Annotated in this window: 21 protein-coding genes and 1 pseudogene; 15 read left to right on the forward strand and 7 right to left on the reverse strand. The window is 68.9% G+C overall.

Translation table 11 applies throughout. The annotated features are described in order from the left end of the window. Positions 1–50 precede the first annotated feature (50 nt). From ABZX61_RS11345 to ABZX61_RS11360, 4 genes are all read left to right on the forward strand, one after another. Complete coding sequence (locus ABZX61_RS11345; protein ID WP_355193575.1) at positions 51–539, forward strand: RDD family protein; 489 nt, start codon at positions 51–53, stop codon at positions 537–539. Between the two features lie 516 nt (positions 540–1,055). Continuing rightward, on the forward strand, positions 1,056–1,388 hold the full coding sequence (locus ABZX61_RS11350; protein WP_319714331.1) for an Lsr2 family protein: 333 nt from the start codon (positions 1,056–1,058) through the stop codon (positions 1,386–1,388). Positions 1,389–2,474: 1,086 nt separating this feature from the next. Continuing rightward, positions 2,475–4,976 carry an ATP-dependent Clp protease ATP-binding subunit gene (locus ABZX61_RS11355; protein WP_355193577.1) on the forward strand — a complete coding sequence of 834 codons (2,502 nt, stop codon included), beginning with the start codon at positions 2,475–2,477 and terminating at the stop codon, positions 4,974–4,976. 714 nt (positions 4,977–5,690) lie between these two features. Beyond that, positions 5,691–6,629, forward strand: coding sequence for a TIM barrel protein (locus ABZX61_RS11360; protein ID WP_355193579.1), 939 nt, complete (start codon positions 5,691–5,693; stop codon positions 6,627–6,629). A 298-nt stretch (positions 6,630–6,927) separates the two neighbouring features. Here ABZX61_RS11360 and ABZX61_RS11365 read toward each other — a convergent pair whose 3' ends face one another. Next, on the reverse strand, positions 6,928–7,392 hold the full coding sequence (locus tag ABZX61_RS11365; protein WP_350723730.1) for a MarR family winged helix-turn-helix transcriptional regulator: 465 nt from the start codon (positions 7,390–7,392) through the stop codon (positions 6,928–6,930). A gap of 60 nt (positions 7,393–7,452) precedes the next feature. On the opposite strand from ABZX61_RS11365, the gene ABZX61_RS11370 reads away from it, so the two are divergent. Continuing rightward, entirely contained in the window at positions 7,453–7,872 is a 420-nt protein-coding gene (locus ABZX61_RS11370) for a cupin (RefSeq protein WP_350723729.1), read from the forward strand. On the opposite strand, the gene ABZX61_RS11375 is transcribed toward ABZX61_RS11370, so the two are convergent. Next, positions 7,865–8,746 carry an A/G-specific adenine glycosylase gene (locus ABZX61_RS11375; protein ID WP_355193581.1) on the reverse strand — a complete coding sequence of 294 codons (882 nt, stop codon included), beginning with the start codon at positions 8,744–8,746 and terminating at the stop codon, positions 7,865–7,867. The two genes, ABZX61_RS11370 and ABZX61_RS11375, sit on opposite strands and share 8 nt — an antisense overlap. A gap of 79 nt (positions 8,747–8,825) precedes the next feature. Between ABZX61_RS11375 and ABZX61_RS11380 the strand changes: the two genes are divergently transcribed. The 4 genes and pseudogenes from ABZX61_RS11380 to ABZX61_RS11395 all read left to right on the forward strand — a co-directional run bounded on the left by ABZX61_RS11380 (position 8,826) and on the right by ABZX61_RS11395 (position 11,139). Then, positions 8,826–9,500 (forward strand): hypothetical protein, encoded by a 675-nt coding sequence (locus ABZX61_RS11380; RefSeq protein ID WP_355193583.1) that lies wholly within the window; start codon positions 8,826–8,828, stop codon positions 9,498–9,500. A gap of 87 nt (positions 9,501–9,587) precedes the next feature. Then, positions 9,588–10,103: a hypothetical protein gene (locus ABZX61_RS11385; RefSeq protein ID WP_355193585.1), complete on the forward strand. Its 516-nt coding sequence runs from the start codon at positions 9,588–9,590 to the stop codon at positions 10,101–10,103. A gap of 97 nt (positions 10,104–10,200) precedes the next feature. Continuing rightward, positions 10,201–10,338 (forward strand): annotated as a pseudogene (locus ABZX61_RS11390) (transposase); the annotation flags it as partial. A 228-nt stretch (positions 10,339–10,566) separates the two neighbouring features. Beyond that, a complete protein-coding gene (locus ABZX61_RS11395; protein ID WP_355193587.1) occupies positions 10,567–11,139 on the forward strand; it encodes a GNAT family protein in 573 nt (190 codons plus the stop codon). A gap of 322 nt (positions 11,140–11,461) precedes the next feature. On the opposite strand, the gene disA is transcribed toward ABZX61_RS11395, so the two are convergent. The 5 genes from disA to ABZX61_RS11420 form a co-directional block, all read right to left on the reverse strand. Then, a complete protein-coding gene (disA, locus tag ABZX61_RS11400; RefSeq protein WP_185069312.1) occupies positions 11,462–12,538 on the reverse strand; it encodes a DNA integrity scanning diadenylate cyclase DisA in 1,077 nt (358 codons plus the stop codon). Positions 12,539–12,578: 40 nt separating this feature from the next. Continuing rightward, a complete protein-coding gene (gene radA / locus ABZX61_RS11405; RefSeq protein ID WP_355193589.1) occupies positions 12,579–13,985 on the reverse strand; it encodes a DNA repair protein RadA in 1,407 nt (468 codons plus the stop codon). Positions 13,986–14,045: 60 nt separating this feature from the next. Then, entirely contained in the window at positions 14,046–14,351 is a 306-nt protein-coding gene (gene trxA / locus ABZX61_RS11410; RefSeq protein ID WP_355193591.1) for a thioredoxin, read from the reverse strand. A gap of 2 nt (positions 14,352–14,353) precedes the next feature. Then, a complete protein-coding gene (locus ABZX61_RS11415; RefSeq protein WP_350723717.1) occupies positions 14,354–14,722 on the reverse strand; it encodes a MerR family transcriptional regulator in 369 nt (122 codons plus the stop codon). A gap of 63 nt (positions 14,723–14,785) precedes the next feature. Continuing rightward, positions 14,786–15,484 (reverse strand): class I SAM-dependent methyltransferase, encoded by a 699-nt coding sequence (locus ABZX61_RS11420; RefSeq protein ID WP_355193594.1) that lies wholly within the window; start codon positions 15,482–15,484, stop codon positions 14,786–14,788. A gap of 84 nt (positions 15,485–15,568) precedes the next feature. On the opposite strand from ABZX61_RS11420, the gene ABZX61_RS11425 reads away from it, so the two are divergent. The 6 genes from ABZX61_RS11425 to ABZX61_RS11450 all read left to right on the forward strand — a co-directional run bounded on the left by ABZX61_RS11425 (position 15,569) and on the right by ABZX61_RS11450 (position 21,995). Further along, positions 15,569–16,378, forward strand: a complete 810-nt coding sequence (locus ABZX61_RS11425; RefSeq protein WP_350723713.1) for a sugar phosphate isomerase/epimerase — start codon at positions 15,569–15,571, stop codon at positions 16,376–16,378. After that, positions 16,375–17,145, forward strand: coding sequence for a class I SAM-dependent methyltransferase (locus tag ABZX61_RS11430; RefSeq protein WP_355193596.1), 771 nt, complete (start codon positions 16,375–16,377; stop codon positions 17,143–17,145). The genes ABZX61_RS11425 and ABZX61_RS11430 overlap by 4 nt, the downstream gene beginning before the upstream one ends. A 3-nt stretch (positions 17,146–17,148) precedes the next feature. Next, positions 17,149–17,733, forward strand: a complete 585-nt coding sequence (locus ABZX61_RS11435) for a TetR family transcriptional regulator (RefSeq protein ID WP_355193598.1) — start codon at positions 17,149–17,151, stop codon at positions 17,731–17,733. Positions 17,734–17,871: 138 nt separating this feature from the next. Further along, positions 17,872–19,977 (forward strand): (Fe-S)-binding protein, encoded by a 2,106-nt coding sequence (locus ABZX61_RS11440; RefSeq protein ID WP_355193600.1) that lies wholly within the window; start codon positions 17,872–17,874, stop codon positions 19,975–19,977. A gap of 147 nt (positions 19,978–20,124) precedes the next feature. Then, complete coding sequence (locus ABZX61_RS11445; protein WP_355194065.1) at positions 20,125–20,931, forward strand: hypothetical protein; 807 nt, start codon at positions 20,125–20,127, stop codon at positions 20,929–20,931. Continuing rightward, on the forward strand, positions 20,928–21,995 hold the full coding sequence (locus tag ABZX61_RS11450; RefSeq protein WP_355193602.1) for a glycosyltransferase: 1,068 nt from the start codon (positions 20,928–20,930) through the stop codon (positions 21,993–21,995). The genes ABZX61_RS11445 and ABZX61_RS11450 overlap by 4 nt, the downstream gene beginning before the upstream one ends. The last annotated feature ends 20 nt before the right edge of the window (positions 21,996–22,015 follow it).

The following is a 22,015-nucleotide window of genomic DNA, read 5'->3' on the forward strand; positions in this document are numbered from 1 at the left end:
GCCGTACCAAAATGGGGAACCTGAGCCGCTGATGACGCGAGGTGGGGGTTATGGCCGGGTCGCCGCCGCGGGCGGACGCGCCGCCCGCGGAATGGTGGGAACGGCTCGCCGCCCGGGCGATTGAGGCGTTCGTCTTCGGGGTGCTCTATTACATTCTGTTCATCGCGCTGTGGGGCGTCTTCCGGACTGTAGGGATGCTGGAGGCGTTCGACGGCCGGCTGCCCGGTGTGTTCGCCTGGCTGGCGGCGGGGCTGGCTTATACCGGCTACGACTGGCGGGCCCATTACCGGCGCGGCAGGACGTTCGGCAAGGCGATCATGGGGATTCGCCTGGCGCCGCCCCACGTGGCCTCCAGGGCGCTGCTCAAACGGGCCCTGGTCTATCCGGGCCCCGTCATGCTGATGGGCATTCCCGTGGCCAATCTGGTGGCCGGAATGCTCCTGTTCTGCGTGGGGCTGCTCATCCTGATCGACAAGCCCCTGGAACGCGGGCCGCATGACAGGCTGGCCGGAACGCGTGTGGTAAAAGATCTTCGCTGACCCATCCCGTGCCTGGCAGGAAGCCAATTCCAAAAATTTTCTCTTGATCCGGTAAGGAGCCTGGAGAGACTGGCATTAGGCTATGGGGCATCCGGGTCGCCGGATGTTGGTGCCCTGCGAGGCGCAGGGCATCTGTGCGCCGCTATGGTCGGGTGCGAACGGTAGTCACCTGGCGCGTCGTGAGGGCCGCAACGCCCCTCCTGGGCGCGCTCCCATCCGCAAAATGCGCCCCTGAAACCCCGCAAGCCGTGGAGGCGAGGACGAATGGAAGCCCTAACAGACGTATTGTCAGCCCTCATCCCCCCGGCGGTGGTCGGGGGTGCCTTCATCTTTGGCGTAGTGAAGTTGGTCCGGTCCGAGGCCCTGGGAGGCCGCCGAAACCGCGAGGATCCGGTCGACGGGCAGAACTGATCGGCCAGTCAGCCGAATCCCCGCTGCGCTGAATTGTCTCCGCGCCTTTCCGGGTATATGTTTGGGCAGGCGAATGAAACAATGCTCCGCGAAAGGATTGCGTAGATGGCCAAGCAGATCCAGGAGATTCTCATCGATGACCTCGATGGGGGCGAGGCCAATGAGACGGTCAGCTTCGCTATTGACGGCTCGTCCTATGAGATTGACCTCAGCGACCTTAACGCGAAGAAGCTGAGGGACGCGCTCACGCCTTTCGTGCAGCATGCGCGCAGGGCAGGCGCCGTCACCGCACGTCGCCGCGGTCGCGGCGGCAGCAGGGCGATGAGCCGCGAGAAGAGCTCGGAGATCCGGCAGTGGGCCAAGGCTCACGGCCTGCCGGTCAGCGAGCGCGGGCGGATCGCCTCCACGGTCGTCGAGAAGTACGAAGCGGCCCACTGAGCAAGCCGACGATCGACCATGCGCTTATGCCGTTCGCCTAGGACCCCGGCGGCCGCCATAAGCGCATGATCGTTATCCGGGCCGGAACTCGAAAGCCGGACCGCCCGGACTGTGATCTTCTGTGTGCACATATGCGGGCGTTTTGGCTGCGTGTTCGGCTTCGCCCGTGGCGCTGTTTCGCCGGCGGTCGTCCACATATGTGGCGGCGTCGTAGTCGTGCGCCGAAAGCCGTGTGAGGCGGCCATACCTCATTCAACGTACGCTCGCGTCCGTACGTCACGATCGATCTCCGCGCTCATGGAACGCGCCATGACGGAAAATCCGGCGCCGTATAGCCCGGAAGCGATCTACGGGGCGGCGGGCGGGTGTATACGGGCGATCTCACTGAGCGTAAACCCGCGACCGGCGCGAAGGTAAAGCGGTGCCGGGCCGGATGCGTGGCGGCGGGCAATACCGCGGGCGCCGGGATCCCCGCCGGCGGGCAAAACCCGCGAACCCGAGCAGGGCTCGGACAATCCCCGTTCCCCGGCATCTGCACACAATGCCGTGCCTTCTCAACTGCGCGGAAGTGCCGCGAATCCGGGGCGCCGAGCGAGACGTGGTCTCATCATGCGAGATGAAGTTGGTAACCGGGCTGACCGGATGCAAGATTCCCTTGGTGTGCCGCCCGTGCCGCGTTGTGCTCAGGGCGTAGAGCGGTCGTTTGGACGGCGGCCCTCCGCTACGTAGGATGATTACGTAACGATACGGACGCGGCATCTGAGATGTGCGGGCGAAGTGGCGCCCCAACGCTGACTCCGCCCCGGCGCGTCCGATGGCCGATCCGTGTGTACCGCGTGCGCCGCAGAGGGCAATTTTTTGACGCTTCCGCGAAGCGTCCTAAACATCGTTCGCTTGCGGCGTATCGGGAACACGTCACCCCCGAACAGTAGTTGGATGGAGGGTGAACGCCCTGCTCCCGGGGAACGTCTCTGCTATAGAGCGTGTCAGTGGCAGTGGGCACGGTTCGCCGAGCCAGGGCTAGCATGCGGGATGACGGGCCCGGATTTACCGGACCTGACTGACCGCTCTGTGAGGAGCGACGAGATGTTCGAGAGGTTCACCGACCGAGCGAGGCGTGTTGTCGTCTTGGCCCAAGAAGAGGCCAGGATGCTCAACCACAACTACATCGGCACTGAGCACATACTTCTTGGTTTGATCCACGAAGGTGAGGGCGTGGCCGCCAAGGCTCTGGAGAGCCTCGGGATCAGCCTTGAGGGTGTGCGCCAGCAGGTCGAGGAGATCATCGGCCAGGGCCAGTCGGCTCCGTCGGGGCACATTCCGTTCACCCCGCGGGCCAAGAAGGTCCTCGAGCTGTCGCTCCGTGAGGCTTTGCAGCTGGGCCACAACTACATCGGCACCGAGCACATCCTGCTCGGGCTCATCCGCGAGGGTGAGGGTGTGGCCGCCCAGGTGCTGGTCAAGCTTGGGGCTGATCTCAACCGTGTCCGGCAGCAGGTCATCCAGTTGCTCCACGGTTACCAGGGCAAGGAGCCGGCCGCGGCAGGCGGCCCGCAGGAGTCGGCCCCGTCGACCTCTTTGGTGCTCGACCAGTTCGGCCGCAACCTGACCCAGGCGGCCCGCGAGGGCAAGCTGGATCCGGTCATCGGCCGCGAGAAGGAGATCGAGCGGGTCATGCAGGTCCTCTCCCGGAGGACCAAGAACAACCCGGTTCTCATCGGCGAGCCCGGCGTCGGCAAGACCGCCGTCGTCGAGGGCCTGTCGCAGAAGATCGTCAGGGGCGAGGTGCCCGAGACGCTGAAGGACAAGCAGCTCTACACGCTTGACCTCGGCGCCCTGGTCGCCGGCTCCCGCTACCGCGGTGACTTCGAGGAGCGCCTGAAGAAGGTGCTCAAGGAGATCCGCACGCGCGGCGACATCATCCTGTTCATCGACGAGCTGCACACGCTCGTCGGCGCGGGCGCCGCGGAGGGCGCGATCGACGCGGCCAGCATCCTCAAGCCCATGCTGGCGCGCGGCGAGCTGCAGACGATCGGCGCGACCACGCTCGACGAGTACCGCAAGTACCTCGAGAAGGACGCGGCGCTGGAGCGCCGGTTCCAGCCGATCCAGGTGGCCGAGCCCTCGCTCAGCCACACGATCGAGATCCTCAAGGGTCTGCGCGACCGCTACGAGGCGCACCACCGCGTGTCCATCACCGACGACGCGCTGGTGGCCGCCGCGCAGCTGGCCGACCGCTACATCAGCGACCGCTACCTTCCCGACAAGGCCATCGACCTCATCGACGAGGCCGGTTCCCGGATGCGCATCCGCAGGATGACCGCTCCGCCGGACCTGCGCGAGTACGACGAGAAGATCGCCAACGTCCGTCGCGACAAGGAGTCCGCGATCGACGCGCAGGACTTCGAGAAGGCGGCTGCCCTCCGCGACCAGGAGAAGCAGCTCCAGCTCAAGCGCGAGCGGCGGGAGAAGGAGTGGAAGGCCGGCGACATGGACGTCGTGGCCGAGGTCACTCAGGAGCTCATCGCCGAGGTCCTGGCGACCGCCACCGGCATCCCGGTCTTCAAGCTGACCGAGGAGGAGTCGCAGCGCCTGCTCCGCATGGAGGACGAGCTCCACAAGCGGATCATCGGCCAGGACGACGCCATCAAGGGCCTGTCGCGCTCCATCCGGCGTACCCGCGCCGGTCTGAAGGACCCGCGCCGTCCCGGTGGCTCGTTCATCTTCGCGGGCCCCTCCGGTGTCGGTAAGACCGAGCTGTCCAAGGCTCTGGCGGAGTTCCTCTTCGGCGACGAAGATGCTCTGATCAGCCTGGACATGTCGGAGTTCATGGAGAAGCACACCGTCTCCAGGCTGTTCGGCTCGCCTCCCGGCTACGTCGGCTACGAGGAGGGCGGTCAGCTCACCGAGAAGGTGCGGCGCAAGCCGTTCTCCGTGGTCCTCTTCGACGAGATCGAGAAGGCCCACCCCGACATCTTCAACTCGCTGCTGCAGATCCTGGAAGACGGTCGCCTGACCGACGCCCAGGGCCGCGTGGTCGACTTCAAGAACACGGTCATCATCATGACCACCAACCTCGGCACCCGTGACATCTCCAAGGGCATCGGGGTCGGGTTCGCGAAGTCGAACGACGCCGACTCCAACTACGACCGGATGAAGTCCAAGGTGCAGGAGGAGCTCAAGCAGCACTTCCGGCCCGAGTTCCTCAACCGTGTCGACGACATCGTGGTCTTCCACCAGCTCACGCCGAAGGAGATCATCCAGATCGTGGATCTGATGCTCACCCAGGTGGACGCTCGGCTCAAGGACCGCGACATGGGGCTCGACGTCTCGCCCGAGGCCAAGCAGCTGCTGGCCGACCGGGGCTATGACCCGGTCATGGGCGCCCGTCCGCTCCGCCGGACGATCCAGCGCGAGCTCGAGGACTCGCTGTCGGAGAAGATCCTGTACGGCGAGCTCCGGCCGGGGCAGGTCGTCAAGGTGACCATCGAGGGTGAAGGCGACAACGCCAAGTTCATCTTCAAGGGCGAGTCCGCCTCCAAGGTCCCCGACTCGGCCGCCGCCATCGCGGCCCCGATCCAGCACTGACGGATCCCGAAAACCCCCGTGTGAATCCCTCACACGGGGGTTTTCCCATTTCCGCCTCCTGCGCCCCACGCCTCGGGGATGGCCCTCGCGTCTCTCGTGTCCCTGGCGTCCCTCATGTCCCTCATGTCCCTCGCGTCCCTCGCGTCCCTCGCGTCCCTCGCGTCCGTCACGGGGTGAGCGACCGTGCCCCGGCCGCCCCGAGGTGCTGCTGATCGTGACCCCCCGCCGCGCCACGGAGCCGCCGCTGGGGTGGTGCCCGACCGTGGCACCCACCGCGCCACGCTCTACGCCGGTGGGGTGGTGTCGGCGGTGGTTCTTGGCTTGTCGCGCATTCCACCGTTGGGGTGCCGACCTCGACCCTTGTCTCATCGCGCATCCGTCGCTCGAGCGATGCCGATGCCGCTCCTTCGACGCGGCATCCGCGTGGGGCCGTGGCGTGGCGGGTTGTGAGGTGGCCACACTCGGTCGTTGCGTAATTGTTGGGATACCGGGTGTGCCGCCACCGCGAGTAGTACTACACTGCGTAGAGCACCGCCAAGTCGCATCCAAGCGAATCACAAGATCGTGTTCCTAGGCTGAGGCCTGCTCCTTGGGGAGTAGCGCGAAATCAACTCGGGGCGGACGCGTGACCACCGAACGAGCAGCCATGCTCTCAAGGGTCAGCATCGTCCAGGGCGGGCGACGGAACACAAGAGCAAGCCGTGGAGGAAACCGATGCGCCTGCGTCACAATGACGGAACGCTCGTTCACCTCGCCTACAACGCGGGCATCCACCCTGCCGAGGACCTCGAGAACCTGATCGCCCACCTGACCCGCTACGCCGTCCCGGTGCGCAAGCGGCTGGGCGTGGAGCGGATGGGCATCGGGTTGTGGCTCTCGCCGAGCGTCGCCGACCACCTCACGGCCGACCGCATCGAGCTCGTACGGCTGCGCCGCTCCCTGGAGGAGCGCGGCCTGGAGGTCGTGAGCCTCAATGGCACCGGCGGCCGCAACCAGGAGGTCCCCGGCCCCGACTGGGCCAAGCCCGAGCGCTACCGCTACACCATGGCCCTGGCCAAGATCCTGGCGTTCTTGCTGCCGGAGGACGTGCGGTTCGGGAGCATCTCGACGATCCCGATCGGGTGGCGCCGCGACTGGCCCGCCGACCTGCACTCGATCGCCACCCGCCGGCTGGAGCGCCTGGCGCGCGAGCTGCGCGGCATCTATAGCGTGACGGGGAAGACCATCAGGGTCGGGTTCGAGCCGTGGCCCGGGTGCGTGCTGGAGACCACCGAGCAGGCCCTTGAGCGGGTCGGCGGCATCGACTCCGAGCACCTGGGCGTGTGCCTGGACGCCTGTCACCTCGCCTGCGGGGCCGAGGAGCCGGGCGCGGCCCTGAAGGGCCTGGCCGCGGCCGGCTCACCGGTGGTCAAGCTGGGGCACGTGCACAACCACACGGGGGAGACGCCGAGCACGGGGGCCGTACTGCATGACACGCTGATGGCCATGCTGTCGGGCGCGGTGAGCGGCAGTGCGCACATCGAGGTCGAGACGCACAACCTGACCGTGCCGGGGCGCGCCAAGGGGCCGGGTGCCCTGGTGTCGCTGCTGGCCGAAGAGCTGGCCTGGGCCCGTACGAACCTGACCAGCCTGGGCCTCCAGCTGGCCGCCTGAGCATGGCCGCATGAGCACCGCCCGGGCTGAACACCGCCCGGGCCGAGCGCCTCTCGCCCAAGCGTTGCCCGTCTCAGCGCCGCGCCTGAGCGCCCGCAGTCTGCGTCCGGCGCCTGAACCCGATGCCTACGCCCGGCGCCTGGGCGGCGTCCACTTGGCCCTGTCCCCGACGGCTGTCGAATGAGCCCGGGCGGGGTCCGTATGACAGCGGTCGAGCCCGTCGGAGACAGCGGGCGTCGCAGGGCGGTCTGGCCGGCGGGGATCGCGGGGCTGACGGTCGACCGGGGACGGGGGCGCGTCACAGGCTGCCGAACCAGCCCGGGGTGTCGAGGCGCCAGAGGTTGGCCGGGGTCATTCTGCGCAGGTCCGACTCCAGGGCCTGCAGGCGGTCCTCTCCGAGCTCGGCGGCCCAGCGGGCGCGCAGTGTGTCGAAGATGCGGGCCGACCGGTCCAGGGCGTCTATCCCGTACGGAGTGAGCCGGACGATCTTGCGTCTGGTGTCGTGGGGATCGGCGGTCCGTTCCACGTAGCCGATGCGTTCCAGGGTGTCGATGGTCTTGCCCGCCGCCTGTTTGGACACCCCGAGCGTGCGGCCCAGTTCGACGGCCGTGGTGCCGCCCGGTCCGATCGCCTGCATGACGAACCCGTGCATGGGCCGTATGTCCGGATGCCCCTGCCGGGCGAGCTCGGCGTGGAGCTCGTCGATCAGCACCCTGAACGCGAGCAGCAGGCGCAGCGGAAGTTCGAAGCCTGGACTTGACATGATAGACAACCTGGTTAACTATATAGACAACGTAGTTGCCTATCTTAAAGGAGTTCATCGATGTCTGTTGTCATGGCCGCCGATTCCCGCAAGACCGAGACGCCCAACGGCGTCATGACCACCCTCGCCTCCCCGACCCAGGGCGGGGCGGTGGGGCAGGCCATGTGGCGGGTGGACGCCAAGCCGGGCATGGTCGGGCCGGTGCACGCGTTCGACGTCGAGCTGGTGTGGACCTGGCTCGACGGGTCCGCCGTCGTCGAGCTGGGCGGCGAGCGGTTCGAAGTGGGCCCGGGAGACACCATGGTGCTGCCGGCCGACGTGAGCCGCCAGATGTTCGCGGACTCGGAGCGCGGGTTCGTGTCCATCGTGGTCGCCCCCGCCGGGGCGCGGGCCTACAACCCGAGCGGGGTGTCGGAGCCGGACGCCTGCGACCTCGCGCCCAAGGACGTGGAGCGCATCGTGCCGCTCTGGGTCAGGTAGTCGCGTGGGGGAGGCGGTAGGTGCCGTCGTCCAGGTGCTCGGCCAGGCCGTCGGTGATCAGGCCGTCGAGGGCGCGCTCGCGCTGGACGGCGTCGTCCCACACCACGTCCAGGGCCGCCTTGGGGACGGGGCCGTGGGCCTTCCGCAGCACCTCCAGCAGGCGGCCCCGGCACTGCCGGTCGGTGCCCGCGTACGTCTGGCCCTTGCGCGCGGGGCCGGCGTGCGGCGGCTTGCCCGCCAGGCGCCAGGCGCACACCTGGCTGATCGGGCAGTCGGCGCAGCGCGGGGCGCGGGCCGTGCAGACGAGGGCGCCCAGCTCCATCACGGCCACGCCCCAGCGGGGCGCGCCCAACTCTGGCAGGAGGGTCTCCGCCAGCCGCCGCTCGGCCGCTGAGGTGGCCGTGGGAGGGTATTCCTCCGCGCGTACCGCCCTGGCGAAGACCCGCCGGACATTGGTGTCAAGGACGGCGTGGCGGCCGCCGTAGGCGAAGCTGGCGACCGCGGCGGCGGTGTACTCGCCGATGCCGGGCAGGGACAGCAGGGTCTCGTGATCGGACGGCACCTCGCCGCCGTGCTCGTCGGTGATGGCCCTGGCGCAGGCGTGCAGGCGCAGCGCCCGGCGCGGGTAACCGAGCCGCCCCCAATGGCGTACGGCCTCTCCCGGCTGCTCGGCGGCCAGTGCCCCGGGAGTGGGCCAGCGCTCCATCCACTCGTGCCAGATGGGCAGCACGCGTACGACCGGGGTCTGCTGGAGCATGATCTCGCTCACCAGCACTCCCCACGGGGTGGCGTCGGCGGCGCGCCACGGGAGGTCTCGGGCGTTGTCCTCGTACCAGTCCAGAACGGGGATGTGCAGGAGGTTCGGCTCAACCACGGGGTCAAGCGTATTCGGAGAAGAAGGCCCCTCGGCGTGTCGTCACTCGTTGTAGCCGCATGGCTACCATCCTGTGCCTATGGATCCGGATACTATGCGCGGCGACGGCGGTGACGTCTACTGGCGGCGCCGGATGAGCGTGCTGGTGGCGGTGCTCGTCGTGGTGGCCGTCGTGGCGTGGGCGTGCTCCAGCGGGGGCAGTGGGCCGGAACGCACATCCAGCGCGAAATCGTCACCGAGTGCGACCCCCGCCGTCGATCCCCTGCTGGCGGGCCTGCGTACGCTCGCGATGGGCACGGCCAGCCCGTCCCCGTCCCCCTCCGCCCCCAGGCCGACCCCCCCGGCGCTCCCCAGGCACCCCGGCGACCCCTGCACCGAACAGGACCTGGTGCTCAGCATGCAGGGCGGCAGGGAGCCGATCTACACGGGGGAGAGCCAGCCCACGTTCCTGGTCACCCTGGTGAACACGGGCTCCGTGATGTGCACCACCGACGTGGGACCGCGCGCCATGGAGATCCGCATCACCTCGGGGGCCGACCGCATCTGGTCCACCGCCGACTGCGTCAGCGGGGCGGGCTCGGAGGTCAAGGAACTGCAGCGCGGGGTGCCGTACGTCCGGTCCCTGGTGTGGAACCGGCACCGCTCCAGCACCGACTGCCGCTCCACCCCGGCCGCCGCGCTGCCCGGCACGTACGTGGCCACCGTGCGCATGGGCCAGCTCCGCACCGTCAAGGGCGTCTTCCACCTCCGCTGAGACGGTTGCGCATATGTCGTGATTTCTCCACACATGATCTGGACTCACAGTAGAGTGACGCGGTCATGTGATCATGGAGGAGTCGTTATGAGGCAGACGATCGGCCGTTCGGTTCTGGTGGTGGCGCTGGCGGCGGGCCTGGTGCCGGTCGGCGTCGCGTCCTCGGCGTCCGCCGCCGCGCAGAGGCCGGCCTTCGGTCCCTTCGGGTACGGCGACCTGAAGCTCGGGATGACCGCCGCGAAGGCCAGGGCCACCGGGAGGATCGTCCGCAAGCCCGACGGGGACTCCGCCAGGTGCACGACGTATGACCTCAAGGAGAGCCCGTACAACGAGTACCGCGTGGGGATGTACATCTCGAAGAAGCTCGGCGTGGTCGTGATCGTCGCACCCTCCGGCGCCAGGACCCCCAAGGGCATCGGCATCGGCTCCACCAGCACGCAGCTCAAGGCCGCCTACCCCAAGCTGCGGCGCGGCCCGGGCGGCTACCCCGCTGCCACCGTGCCCGGCAACAGGAAGGCGTACTACCTCTTCAACGAGCGCAAGGGCGAAGTGGTCGAGATGAGCCTGGTGCTGGCCAAGCAGGACTGCCTCAGGGTCAACTGAGAACTTCCAACAGAATGATCCAGGAACACGGGTGATCGCTCCCGAGTTGATCGCGGCGCGACGAAGGGCACGCAGCCGCCATCGTGCCGATCATCCTGGGCGCAAGCGCCTGGAGGATCGCAAGGTGCTGTCGGGCGTCTTGTTCGTGCTCTACACCGGGATCTCGTGGGAGCATCTGCCGCAGGAGTTGAGCTTCGGTTCGGGGATGACCTGCCGGCGGCGGTTGCGGGACTGGCATGCCGCCCGTGCGGGGGCGGTGTGGCCGCCCCCGGTCAACAGCCCAAGGTTCTGTACGCCGGCAGAGGCTACGACCACGACAAGTACCGACGGCTGGTCTGGGCCACCGGCGTGAAGCCGATGATCGCCCGCTGATCATTGTGTTGGAGGTCCTGAGTTGTGAGGACCGGATCGGGCTCGGATATTCGGTGGTCTGCCCGCCCCCTGAGGCCGCAAGATGAGGCGCATGACTCTGGCTACCCCCATACTGCACACCGCTCGCCTGCGACTGCGCCCCTTTACCGACGCCGACGCGGACGCCCTCTTCGCGCTGCACAGCAGCACCTACGTGATGCGCTACTGGGACTCCCCGCCGTGGACCGAACGGGCCCGCGCCGAGCGCTTCATCGCGGATTGCCGGAAGATGGCGGACGAAGGCACCGGGGCGCGGGTGGCCATCGACCGTGTTTCTGACGGGGCCTTCGTCGGCTGGTGCAGTCTGACCCGATGGAACCCGGACTACCGCAGCGCGTCACTGGGCTACTGCCTCGATGAGGCGATGTGGGGCCACGGCTTCGCGACGGAGGCCGCGCACGCGTTGCTGCGGTGGGCATTCGACACACTGGACCTGAATCGTGTTCAGGCCGAGGCCGATACGCGCAACGTGGCATCTGCCCGGGTTCTGGAGAAGATCGGATTCGTACGTGAAGGGACGTTGCGGGAAGACTGCATCGTCAACGGCGATGTGTCCGACTCGTGGGTGTTCGGGTTGATCAGGCGAGAGTGGCAGCCGTCGGCCGTGCCGATTCCAGCCTGCTAAGAGCTCCGAACCACCTCATTGTGTCAGGAGCTCTAAGCGCAGCTTGGGCACCGTGGGTTGGCCCTGAGGAAGGTGAGAACCGGTTCTGGGGGTTCCCTGGCCGGCTGCGCTCGCGCCTGTCGCCGAGGGTCGGGGTTGGCGCTGGTTGGGTCGAGCGAGCCCTGTCTGTGGCCCTCCGGCGTCTGCTCCTGGAGGGCGAACGCAGGCTCGCCCGTAAGGCAGCGGGCTGAAGGCGACGGAGCGGAGCGGCTTTGGAGCCGAGCGATAGCGAGGACCGCGCAGCCGGATTGGCGCGTAGCGCCCCTAAGGCGAAGACGATGCTTTAGACGTAGCGCTCCAGGATGGAGGACTCGGCCAGGCGGGAGAGGCCCTCTCGGACGCTGCGGGCGCGGGACTCTCCGACCCCGCCCACCGCCTGCAGGTCGTCGATGCTCGCCGCCAGCAGCTTCTGCAGGCCGCCGAAATGGTTGACCAGGCGGTCGACCACCGTGGCCGGGAGGCGGGGGACCTTGGCCAGGAGGCGGAAGCCGCGGGGGCTGACCGGGCTCTCCAGCTTGTCGGCGCCGGCGTGGCCCAGGACGTGGGCGACGGCCGAGAGGTCGAGCAGCTCGCTGCCCGACAGCTTGTCCAGGTCGTGCATCGCCTCGACCAGGCGTCGCTGGCGGCGGCCCGAGGGGGCGGGGAGGTAGTCGCGGATGACCAGCTCCCGCTCCGAGTCGACCCCGGCCACCAGTTCGTCCAGTTGGAGGGACAGCAGGCGGCCGTCCGTGCCCAGCTCCACCACGTAGCCCTTGATCTCGTCGGAGATCCGGCGGACCATCTCCAGCCGCTGGGCCACCGCGGACACGTCTCTGACCGTGACCAGGTCCTCGATCTCCAGCGCCGACAGGGTGCCGGAGACCTCGTCGAGGCGGTGCTTGTAGCGCTCTAGGGTGGCCAGGGCCTGGTTGGCCTTGGAGAGGATGGCCGCCGACTCCTCCAGGACGTAGCGGATGCCGTCGAGGTAGAGGGCGATGATGCGCATCGACTTGCTGATGGCGATGATGGGCAGGCCGGTCTGCCGGGCCACGCGCTGGGCGGTGCGGTGGCGGGTGCCGGACTCGTCGGTGGGGATGGACGGGTCGGGCACCAGGTGCACGGCGGCGCGTACGATCTTGTGGTCGCCGCTCAGCACGATGGCGCCGTCCATCTTGGCCAGCTCGCGCAGCCTGGTGGCGGAGAAGTCGACGTCGAGCTCGAAACCGCCGCTGCACAGCTCCTCGACGACCCTGTTGTAGCCGAGCACGATCAGCCCGCCGGTCTGCCCGCGCAGGATCCGCTCCAGGCCGTCGCGCAGAGGTGTGCCCGGGGCCACCGCGGCCAAGGCCTCGCGACGGCGGTCGTCCAGACTCCTATCCACCTGACCCCCGTGTCGATCGGTCACGCTCAGCTTAGCCGCGCTAGGTCACGTGCGTGAGGGCGTCCCAGACGTTCTCCGCCTGCACCACCTCGAACCCCGGCGCGAACGCCACCGGCCCCACGGGCACCAGAGCACGCTGTCCGTTACGCTTGCGGCCGGCTTCTTCGAGCGATCCGGTCGGCACGAGTGCCCGCTTGAAACCGAGCCTGGCCGCCTCCGTCAGCCTCCTGCGTACGTCCTTGACCGGGCGCAGCTCCCCGGCCAGGCCCACCTCGCCGAGCGCGACCAGGCCCGGCGGCAGCGGTTTGTCGCCGGCGGCGCTGGCGACGGCGAGCATGACCGACAGGTCGACGGCCGGGTCGGCCAGCTTGATGCCGCCCACGGTCGCGGTGAACACGTCGCAGCCGCCGAGCCGGGCGTTGAGCCGGCGCTCCAGCACCGCGAGGATCATCTGCACGCGGTAGGTGTCGAGCCCCGACGACGTGCGCCTGGGCTGCTGCGCCTCGGTGCGGGCGACCAGGGCCTGGACCTCGGCGGGAAGCGGGCGGGTGCCCTCGACCGTGACGGTGACGCAGGTGCCGGGCACCGGCTCGCTGCGTCGCGAGACGAACAGGCCGCTCGGGTCGGTGATGCCCTCGATGCCGCGCTCGTGCAGGTCGAAGCAGCCGACCTCGTCGGTCGGCCCGAAGCGGTTTTTGATCGCGCGCACCATGCGCAGCCTGGAGTGGCGGTCGCCCTCGAAGTTGAGCACGACGTCGACCAGGTGCTCCAGCGTGCGCGGGCCCGCGATCGAGCCGTCCTTGGTGACATGGCCGACCAGCACGGTGGCCATGTTGCGCTCCTTGGCCAGGCGGACCAGGTTGGCGGCCACCTCGCGCACCTGCGTCACCCCGCCGGGCACGCCGGTGGCCTGCGCCGAGCCGATCGTCTGCACCGAGTCGACCACCAGCAACGTGGGCTCGACCTTCTCCACGTGGGTGATCAGGGCCGACAGCTCGGTCTCGGCCGCGAGGTAGAGGTGGTCGCGGATCGCGCCGATGCGGTCGGCCCGCAGCCGCACCTGGGCCGCCGACTCCTCGCCCGTCACGTAGAGGACCGTCTCGCGCTCGGCCATGCGGGCCGCGGCCTCGAGCAGGAGAGTGGACTTGCCGATGCCCGGCTCGCCCGCGAGCAGCACCACCGCGCCCGGCACCAGGCCGCCGCCGAGGACCCGGTCGAGCTCGCCCACGCCGGTCGTGCGCGCGGCCGCGATCTCGGCCTTGACCTGCCCGATCGGCACCGCGGGCCCGGTGGTGGCGCCCGCCTGGACGACATTGGCGCCGGCCCGCGCGCCCTCCTCCTCGACCGTGCCCCACGCCTGGCACTCGCCGCACCTGCCCACCCACTTGGTGGTGCGCCACCCGCACTCGGCGCAGCGGTATCCGGGCTTCTGGGCAGTCTTGGCCATGTCGAGCAGGCTAGCGGGACGTGCCGACAATCTTCGACAGGTAAGAGGCGGAGCCCCGTGTTACGCCAGGCCCAGCTCGGAGACCAGCATGCGCTTGGGCTTGGCCCCGACGACCTGCTTGACCGGCTCGCCGTTCTCGAACAGCAGCATCGTCGGGAGGCCCATCACGCCGTAACGGGCCATGATCTCCGGGTTTTCGTCGGTGTTGAGCTTGCCGATGGTCAGCCCGTGCTCCGCCCCGATCTGGTCCAGCACCGGCGCCACCATGCGGCACGGCCCGCACCACTCCGCCCAGAAGTCGACCAGCACCGGCTTGTCGCTCTTGAGCACCTGCTCCTCGAAGTTCTCGGTGGTCAACGTGATCATGTCTATCCCCTTACGAAGCAACCTGGGCACGATTGCGCGAGCTGGGCGGCGACCTCGGCACGGCGGGCGAGCAGGACGCGGATCTCCTCGTCGATCTCGTTGAGCTTGCGCTCGTAGACCTCGACCGACTCCGCGCACGAGCCTCCCGAGCTGTGCCCCCGGCGCAGGCAGTCGATGAACGGCCGGGTGTCCTCCAGCGTGAACCCGATGCTGAGCAGCGCCCGGATCTCGGACACCAGCCTGACGTCGTCCTCGCTGTAGTCACGGTAGCCGTTGGACCCGCGACGGGCTCTGAGCAGGCCGTGCTGCTCGTAATAGCGAAGTGAGCGGGTGCTCACCCCCGTACGTTCCGCCAGCTCTCCGATGCGCATGCCTTCACGGTAAACGTTGACACCGACGTCAATGTCAAGCCGCGAGAGAGCGCCGCCGCGAACTCAGTAGTAGCGCCAGCGCAGCACGTTCGGGTAGGGGAGCTCCAGGCCGGGCGTCTCGGCGATGGCCTGTTCGGCCACCTCGGGCGTGAACTCGATGCGCAGCACCGCCTCCAGGTCCGCCCGCCGCTCGAAGGCCATCCTGAGGTCCAGAGGCCGCCGCTGCCAGCCCTGGCGGTCCCAGAACGACTCGACCTCCCGGACGGAGTACGTCGGCACCGTACGCGAGAACCAGCGGCCGAACGCCCCCCGCGTGGCGTCGAGGTCGAGGACGAAGGCCGCGCCGCCGCGGCGTACCACCCGGGTCAGCTCGCGCAGCCCCGGCTCGCAGCCGGGGCCGAAGAAGTACGCCCAGCGCGCGATGGCCACGTCCACGCTCGCGTCGGGCAGCGGCAGGTTCTGGGCCGTGGCGGCGTGGACGGCCACGTTGGCCAGCGCGGCGCAGCGGCGTACGGCGACCGCGGCCAGGTCGCCGTGCGGCTCCACGCCGACCACCTGCGCGGCCTCGGACGCGAGCGCGGGCAGGTGGAACCCGGTGCCGCAGCCGATGTCGAGCACGGTGGCGCCGTTCCAGGGGCGCAGGGCGCGCATCGCCGCGTCGGCCGCGCCCTCGGGATCGACGGCGCGGTTCTCCAGCTCGTAGATCTGGGGCGTGTTCCAGATGTTCGGGCTGGGGATCGCACCTTTCGCTATCCGTGGCATGCCCCAAAGTTAAGCCAGCCGCCGGGCGCGGCTCACCAAAGGGGCTTTCGCGCCAGATCGGCTCCACCGGCTTAGGCTGGCAGCGTGGCTGATGTCATCCGCGTGCCCAATGCGAAGATCGCATTGTCCACTGCTTCGGTATATCCGGAACGCACTCCCGACGCGTTCGAGCTGGCCGCGCGCCTGGGTTACGACGGTGTCGAGATCATGGTGGGCGCAGACCCCGTGAGTCAGGACATCGACGTGATCGAGCGGCTGTCCGACCACTACAAGATCCCCGTCCTGGCCATCCACGCACCCTGTCTGCTGGTCACCCAGCGCGTCTGGGGCCGCGACCCCTGGGCCAAGCTGGTCAAGGCGCAGAAGGCCGCCGAACGGCTGGGCGCCTCGACGGTCGTGGTCCACCCGCCGTTCCGCTGGCAGCGGGAGTACGCCCGCGAGTTCGAGACGGGGCTGGCCAGGATGCGTGACGAGACCGACGTCACGTTCGCCGTCGAGAACATGTTCCCCCTGAAGGCCAGGGGCAACGACGTGGTGCCCTACTCGCCCGACTGGAATCCGATCGACTACGACTTCCCGCAGGTCACGCTCGACCTGTCGCACACGGCCGTGTCCGGCTCCGACGCCATGGAGATGGCCGTCAAGCTCGGCGACCGGCTGGCCCACCTCCACCTGGCCGACGGCCTCGGGGTGACCAACAAGGACGAGCACCTCGTGCCCGGCAGGGGCAACCAGCCGTGCGCCCCGATGCTGGAGCGCCTGGCCAACACCGGCTACTCGGGGTTGGTCGTGCTGGAGATCAACACCCGCAAGGCGGCCAGCCGCACCGAGCGGATCGACGACCTGGCGGAGGCGCTGGCGTTCGCCCGGCTGCACCTGGCGGCCACCTCATGAACATAGGGCCGATCAGGGGTCTGGGCAGGATGTTCGAGCGGGTGGCCGACGCGTACGACGCGGGCCGGCCCCACTATCCCGACGAGCTGTACCGCGCTCTGACCGAGGTGACCGGCGTCGACCTCGACGGCGCCACCACGGTGGACGTCGGCGCGGGCACCGGCATCATGACGCGCGCGCTCAGGGCCCGCGGCTCCCACGTCATCGCGGTCGACCCGGGCGCGGAGATGCTGGCCCGCCTGGTCTCCCGGTCGGAGAGCGGGACGCCCTGCGTCGCGGCCGTGCTGGCCGACGGCAACGCGCTGCCGCTGGCCGACGGCGTGGCCGACCTGGTGACGTACGCGCAGTCGTGGCACTGGCTCGACCCCGTGGCGTCGATCGCCGAGGCCCGGCGGGTGCTGCGGCCCGATGGGGCCATCGTGGGCTGCTGGAATTTCAACCACGCGGCCCAGGCCGCATGGCTGGCCGCCTACGAGGCCCGCCTGGCGGAGGCGGTGCCCACCTACTACGGGCCGGCGGTCGAGCAGTGGTCGGCGCCGCCGATCGCCGCGGCCTTCGAGGTGGTCGAGGAGCGCTGGATCCCCTGGACCCGGCTGGTCGGCATCGAGGACTTCCTGCTCGACCTGCGCTCCCACTCCTACATGGCGGCCCTGCCGCCGGAGGCCGCCGACGAGCTGGTCGAGCGGCAGCGCGCCGAGCTGCGCAGGGAGTTCCCCGAAGGCGTGCTCTCCGTCCCCATGCGCGTCTACCTGGCGGTGGGTAGGTGACGGGTGACGGTCGATAAAAAGCGGCCTGGGCGCAGGCCCGGGTCGGCTGACACGCGGGGGGAGATCCTCGCCGCGGCCAGGAAGGTGTTCGCGGAGAAGGGGTTCGACAAGGCGACCGTGCGCGGCATCGCCCGCGAGGCCAAGGTCGACCCCGCCCTCGTGCACCACTACTTCGAGACGAAGGAGGGCATGTTCGCGGCGGCCATGCGGCTGCCGTTCTCTCCCGAGACCATCGTCAAGGTGCTGGTCGAGGGCCCGCGCGAGGAGGTCGGCGAGCGGCTCGTACGTATGATCCTGCAGGTCACCGCCTCCCCGGAGACGCGCGAGCCGATGCTGGCGCTGATCCGCTCGGCCATGACCAACGAGCAGGCGGTCACGATGGTCCGCGAGTTCTTCACGAACGCGCTGCTCTTCCAGGTGGCCGACCGGATGGAGGTGCCGCACCTGCGGATCGAGGCGGCGTTCGCGCAGATGTTCGGCGCCATCATGGCCCGTTACGTGATCAGGTTGGAGCCGATGGCGAGCGCCGGTCACGAGGAGCTCGTGGAGGTGCTCGCGCCGACCATCCAGAGGTACTTCACCGGCTAGAGCATTGTTCTGCCAAAGTCGATGACCATAGGGTATGTCGCGTACGCCGGAAATGTTACTCGCGGGTAGGATCCGGGTAGCGGTCTGAGCGACGGGTGACCGTACGCTGACAGCCAACGTCGTCTGTGGGAGGACCCTGTGCTCTGGGTAGCCATCATCGGGCTCGTGATGACCGTCCTCGCGGTGGCCGTCGCCGGCCGCAGGGCGTTGTTCCTGTTCAAGCTGGCGACCGTGGGGCCGCCCGCGCCCGAGCGGATCGACTACGCCAAGTCTCATGCGGCCGATGAGGCGAAGGCGCAGCTGGTCGAGGTGTTCGGGCAGAAGAAGCTGCTGAAGTGGACGCCCTCCGGCGTCGCGCACTTCTTCGTCATGTGGGCGTTCTTCATCCTGCTGACCGTCTACATCGAGGCGTACGGCGCGATCATCCAGGGCGCGATCACCGGCACGCCCGACTTCCACATCCCGCTGATCGGCACCTGGGCCGTGCTCGGCTTCCTGCAGGACTTCATCGCGGTCGCCTGCGTGCTCGGCCTGGTCGCCTTCGCGGTCATCCGGCTCAAGAACTCCCCCGACAAGCTCGGCCGCCGCTCCCGCTTCTCCGGCTCCCACCTCGGCGGCGCGTGGCTCGTCCTGTTCATGATCTTCAACATCATCTGGACGCTGTTCCTGGCCAGGGGCGCGTCGGCGGCCAACGGCAACTTCCCCTACTCCTCCGGCGCGTTCGTCTCGCTCGCGCTCGGCGACGTGCTGCCGGACAGCGCGCTGCTGGAGGAGATCGCGCTGCTGCTGCACATCGGCTTCATGCTGGTGTTCCTGGTCATCGTGGTGAACTCCAAGCACCTGCACATCTTCACCGCCCCCCTCAACGTGCTCTTCTCGCGCCGTCCCGACGGCCTGGGCGGCGCGCCGGAGATGCGGGTGGCCGGCAAGGTCGTCGACTTCGAGGACGAGGACCTCGACCCGGAGAAGCTCGGCCGCGGCAAGATCGCCGACACCACGTGGAAGGGCTTCCTGGACTTCTACTCCTGTACGGAGTGCGGCCGCTGCCAGTCGCAGTGCCCGGCGTGGAACACTGACAAGCCGCTGTCGCCGAAGATGCTCATCCTCGACCAGCGTGACCACGCCTTCAAGGTGGCCCCGTACCTGCTGGCCGCCCAGCAGGGCGTCGAGCACAAGGACACCGACGTGCTCGCGCTGCTGGAGAAGCCGCTGGTCGGCGAGGACGGCGTGATCCACCCCGACGTGCTCTGGTCGTGCACCAACTGCGGCGCCTGCGTCGAGCAGTGCCCGGTGGACATCGAGCACATCGACCACATCCTCGACATGCGCCGCTACCAGGTCATGGTGGAGTCGTCGTTCCCGTCCGAGGCGGGGGTGATGGTGAAGAACCTGGAGAACAAGGGCAACCCGTGGGGCATGTCCGAGATGAAGCGGGCCGACTGGATCGAGGAGCTGGACTTCGAGGTCGAGCTCGTCGAGGACAAGATGCCCGAGGACGCCGAATACCTGTTCTGGGTGGGCTGCGCGGGCGCGCTCGAGGACCGGGCCAAGAAGACCACCAAGGCCGTGGCGGAGCTGCTGCACATCGCGGGCGTGAAGTTCGCGGTGCTCGGCCCGATGGAGGCGTGCACCGGCGACCCGGCCCGCCGCCTGGGCATGGAGTACCTGTTCAACATGCTCGCCCAGCAGAACATCGAGACCCTCAACGAGGCCGGCGTCAAGAAGATCGTCGCCACCTGCCCCCACTGCTTCAACACCCTGGCCAACGAATATCCGCAGCTCGGCGGCACGTACGAGGTCGTGCACCACACGCAGCTGCTGTCGAAGCTCGTGGACGAGGGCCTGCTCACCCCGATCACCCCGATCGAGGAGAAGATCACCTACCACGACCCGTGCTTCCTGGGCCGCCACAACAAGGTTTACTCCCAGCCCCGCGACATCATGTCCAAGGTGCCGGGCGTGCAGACCCAGGAGATGCACCGCCACAAGGACCGCGGGTTCTGCTGCGGCGCCGGCGGCGCGCGCATGTGGATGGAGGAGCGCATCGGCAAGCGCATCAACACCGAACGCGTGGACGAGGCGCTGACCACGAACCCCGACACCGTCTCCACCGCCTGTCCGTTCTGCATGGTCATGCTCGGCGACGCGATCAACGAGAAGAAGAACAACGGCGAGGCCAAGGAATCGCTCGAAGTCGTGGACGTCGCCCAGCTGTTGATCAAATCGGTCAAGGGCGCTTCCTGACCGAGGATTGTCGGACTCCTTCACAGCTTCTGTGGAGGAGTTCCGCACGTCAGCGGGTCAAGTGCAAGAAATCCAGCATCCACATAACGGGAAAATCACGGTAACCTCAACGTCGCATGGCTCTATTCGACGGGGAGGGGGCTCGTGATGGGCGTCGTCGTCACGGACGCCGAAGTCACTCTGGCCGACGTCCTCGCCCTCCGGCTCGCCATCGACGCACCCCTGGAAGACGGCACCGAACTCGTGCTCAGGCATCGCACCACGGGGGTGGAACGCGACGTGCGGCTCGGCACGCCGGGCGCTCGGGCGCGCGAGGCCACGGTCGCGGTCTCGCTCGCGCCGCTGGAGCTCAGCGCCGGGCGCTGGGACGCCTACCTGCGGGGGGTGGGCGGCAAGCGCAGCAGGCTGCGCAGCGTCGATCCGGGCTTCTCGCTCGACCACCTCGACGCGTACGCGCTGTGCAGGCGGACTCTCGCCTACCGCTCGTACCGCACGCGCAACGGGTTCCTGGCGCTGAAGATCTCCGACGCCGAGCCGGTGGCCGAGGTCCGCTCGATCTGGTTCAGGGAGGGGCGCTTCGAGGTGATGGGCCTGCTGGCGTACACCGGGCTCGAGGACGACGACTCCCGCCATGAGGCCGTGCTGAGACTGGACCGCAGGCAGACCAACGCGCGGCTCTCGGCCACCGCCACCGTGCAGGGCGTGCGCTTCCACGCCGCCGTGTCGCTCGTGGACGTGGTGGGCGCCGATCCCGACGCCGTGGCGAGCTCCGGCACCTGGGAGCCCGCGCTGGAGGTCGAGGGCGTGTCCACGCCGCTCAAGCTGGGCTCGCGGCTCGACGACGTCGACGGCAAGAGACGCCGGCTGCACTATCCCTCGGCCACGGTGGACGGCGTGCCCATCAGACCCTGCTACACCGCCGACGACGAGCTGCGGATCGAGGTGGGCGGATGAAGGTCAGCCTGGTCCTCGCCTCCGCGTACGCGATGAGGGGCGACGTCCGCGCCATGCTGAACCTCGCCACCGCCCTGTCCGACCGGCACGACGTCGAGGTGGTCAGCGTCAGGCGGCAGAAGGAGAAGCCGTTCTTCCCCGTCGGGCCCAACGTGACCATGCGCAGCCTGATCGACGCCAGGCCGGGCGTCCGGCACCTGTTCCCGCGCGGGCAGGTCCGCGCGGAGGTGGCGCTGTGGCGGCTGCTGCGCAACCTCAAGTCCGACGTGCTGATCACGACCCGGCCGGGGCTCGGCGTCCAGGCCGCGAGGCACGCGCCGCGCGAGACCCTGAAGATCGCCAGGGAGTGGGGGCGGCCGGCCGTCCCCGGGCCGGTGAAACGGTTCTATCCGCGCCTGAACGCCGTCGTGACGGCCACGGAGTCGGCCCAGGAGGAGTGGAGCAAGCTCCTCACCGACGGGCCCCCTGTGACCTCTGTGCTGGACGCGCTGCCCGACGGGCCGTGGCCGCGCTCGCGGATGGACAACCGGATCGTGGCCGCCGGCGGCCGGTGGGTGCCGGTCAAGGCGTACGACCGGCTGATCAGGGCGTTCGCGATCGTGGTGGACAAGCGCCCCGACTGGCGGCTGCGCCTGTACGGCGGCGGGCCGGAGGAGCGGCGGCTGCGCGCGCTGGTCCGCGAGCTCAGCCTGCACAACCACGTCTACTTCATGGGCACGACGCCCGACCTGGCGGGCGAGTTCGCCAAGGCGTCGATCGTGGCCAGCACCTCGCTCACCGAGGACCTCGGCATGGCGGTGCTGGAGGCCATGGGCTGCGGGGTGCCCGTGGTGGCCTTCGACGGGGCCAGGGGGCCGAGGGAGTTCGTCGCGACGGGCTACAACGGGGTGCTGGTGCCGGAGAACGAGGGCGGCCTGGAGCTGTTCGCGGCGGCCCTGCTGGCGCTGATCGACGACGAGCGCAGGCGGCGCTCGCTCGCGGCGGGCGCGCTGGACACCGCGGTGCGCCACGCGGCCGGTGAGGTGGCCGAGCAGTGGGAGAAGCTCATCGGCGACCTCCGCTGAACGACCCGGGCACCCCCAAC

It is taken from the genome of Nonomuraea sp. NPDC003709, from assembly GCF_040610775.1.
In the GTDB taxonomy this organism is placed as follows: domain Bacteria; phylum Actinomycetota; class Actinomycetes; order Streptosporangiales; family Streptosporangiaceae; genus Nonomuraea; species Nonomuraea angiospora_A.

Bases quoted from the DNA above. Each gene is read 5' to 3' on its own strand.
- ABZX61_RS11345 (WP_355193575.1), top strand. From the start codon at position 51: ATGGCCGGGTCGCCGCCGCGGGCGGACGCGCCGCCCGCGGAATGGTGG.
- ABZX61_RS11350 (WP_319714331.1), top strand. From the start codon at position 1,056: ATGGCCAAGCAGATCCAGGAGATTCTCATCGATGACCTCGATGGGGGC.
- ABZX61_RS11355 (WP_355193577.1), top strand. From the start codon at position 2,475: ATGTTCGAGAGGTTCACCGACCGAGCGAGGCGTGTTGTCGTCTTGGCC.
- ABZX61_RS11360 (WP_355193579.1), top strand. From the start codon at position 5,691: ATGCGCCTGCGTCACAATGACGGAACGCTCGTTCACCTCGCCTACAAC.
- ABZX61_RS11365 (WP_350723730.1), bottom strand. From the start codon at position 7,392: ATGTCAAGTCCAGGCTTCGAACTTCCGCTGCGCCTGCTGCTCGCGTTC.
- ABZX61_RS11370 (WP_350723729.1), top strand. From the start codon at position 7,453: ATGTCTGTTGTCATGGCCGCCGATTCCCGCAAGACCGAGACGCCCAAC.
- ABZX61_RS11380 (WP_355193583.1), top strand. From the start codon at position 8,826: ATGGATCCGGATACTATGCGCGGCGACGGCGGTGACGTCTACTGGCGG.
- ABZX61_RS11385 (WP_355193585.1), top strand. From the start codon at position 9,588: ATGAGGCAGACGATCGGCCGTTCGGTTCTGGTGGTGGCGCTGGCGGCG.
- ABZX61_RS11395 (WP_355193587.1), top strand. From the start codon at position 10,567: ATGACTCTGGCTACCCCCATACTGCACACCGCTCGCCTGCGACTGCGC.
- radA (WP_355193589.1), bottom strand. From the start codon at position 13,985: ATGGCCAAGACTGCCCAGAAGCCCGGATACCGCTGCGCCGAGTGCGGG.
- trxA (WP_355193591.1), bottom strand. From the start codon at position 14,351: ATGATCACGTTGACCACCGAGAACTTCGAGGAGCAGGTGCTCAAGAGC.
- ABZX61_RS11415 (WP_350723717.1), bottom strand. From the start codon at position 14,722: ATGCGCATCGGAGAGCTGGCGGAACGTACGGGGGTGAGCACCCGCTCA.
- ABZX61_RS11420 (WP_355193594.1), bottom strand. From the start codon at position 15,484: ATGCCACGGATAGCGAAAGGTGCGATCCCCAGCCCGAACATCTGGAAC.
- ABZX61_RS11430 (WP_355193596.1), top strand. From the start codon at position 16,375: ATGAACATAGGGCCGATCAGGGGTCTGGGCAGGATGTTCGAGCGGGTG.
- ABZX61_RS11445 (WP_355194065.1), top strand. From the start codon at position 20,125: ATGGGCGTCGTCGTCACGGACGCCGAAGTCACTCTGGCCGACGTCCTC.
- ABZX61_RS11450 (WP_355193602.1), top strand. From the start codon at position 20,928: ATGAAGGTCAGCCTGGTCCTCGCCTCCGCGTACGCGATGAGGGGCGAC.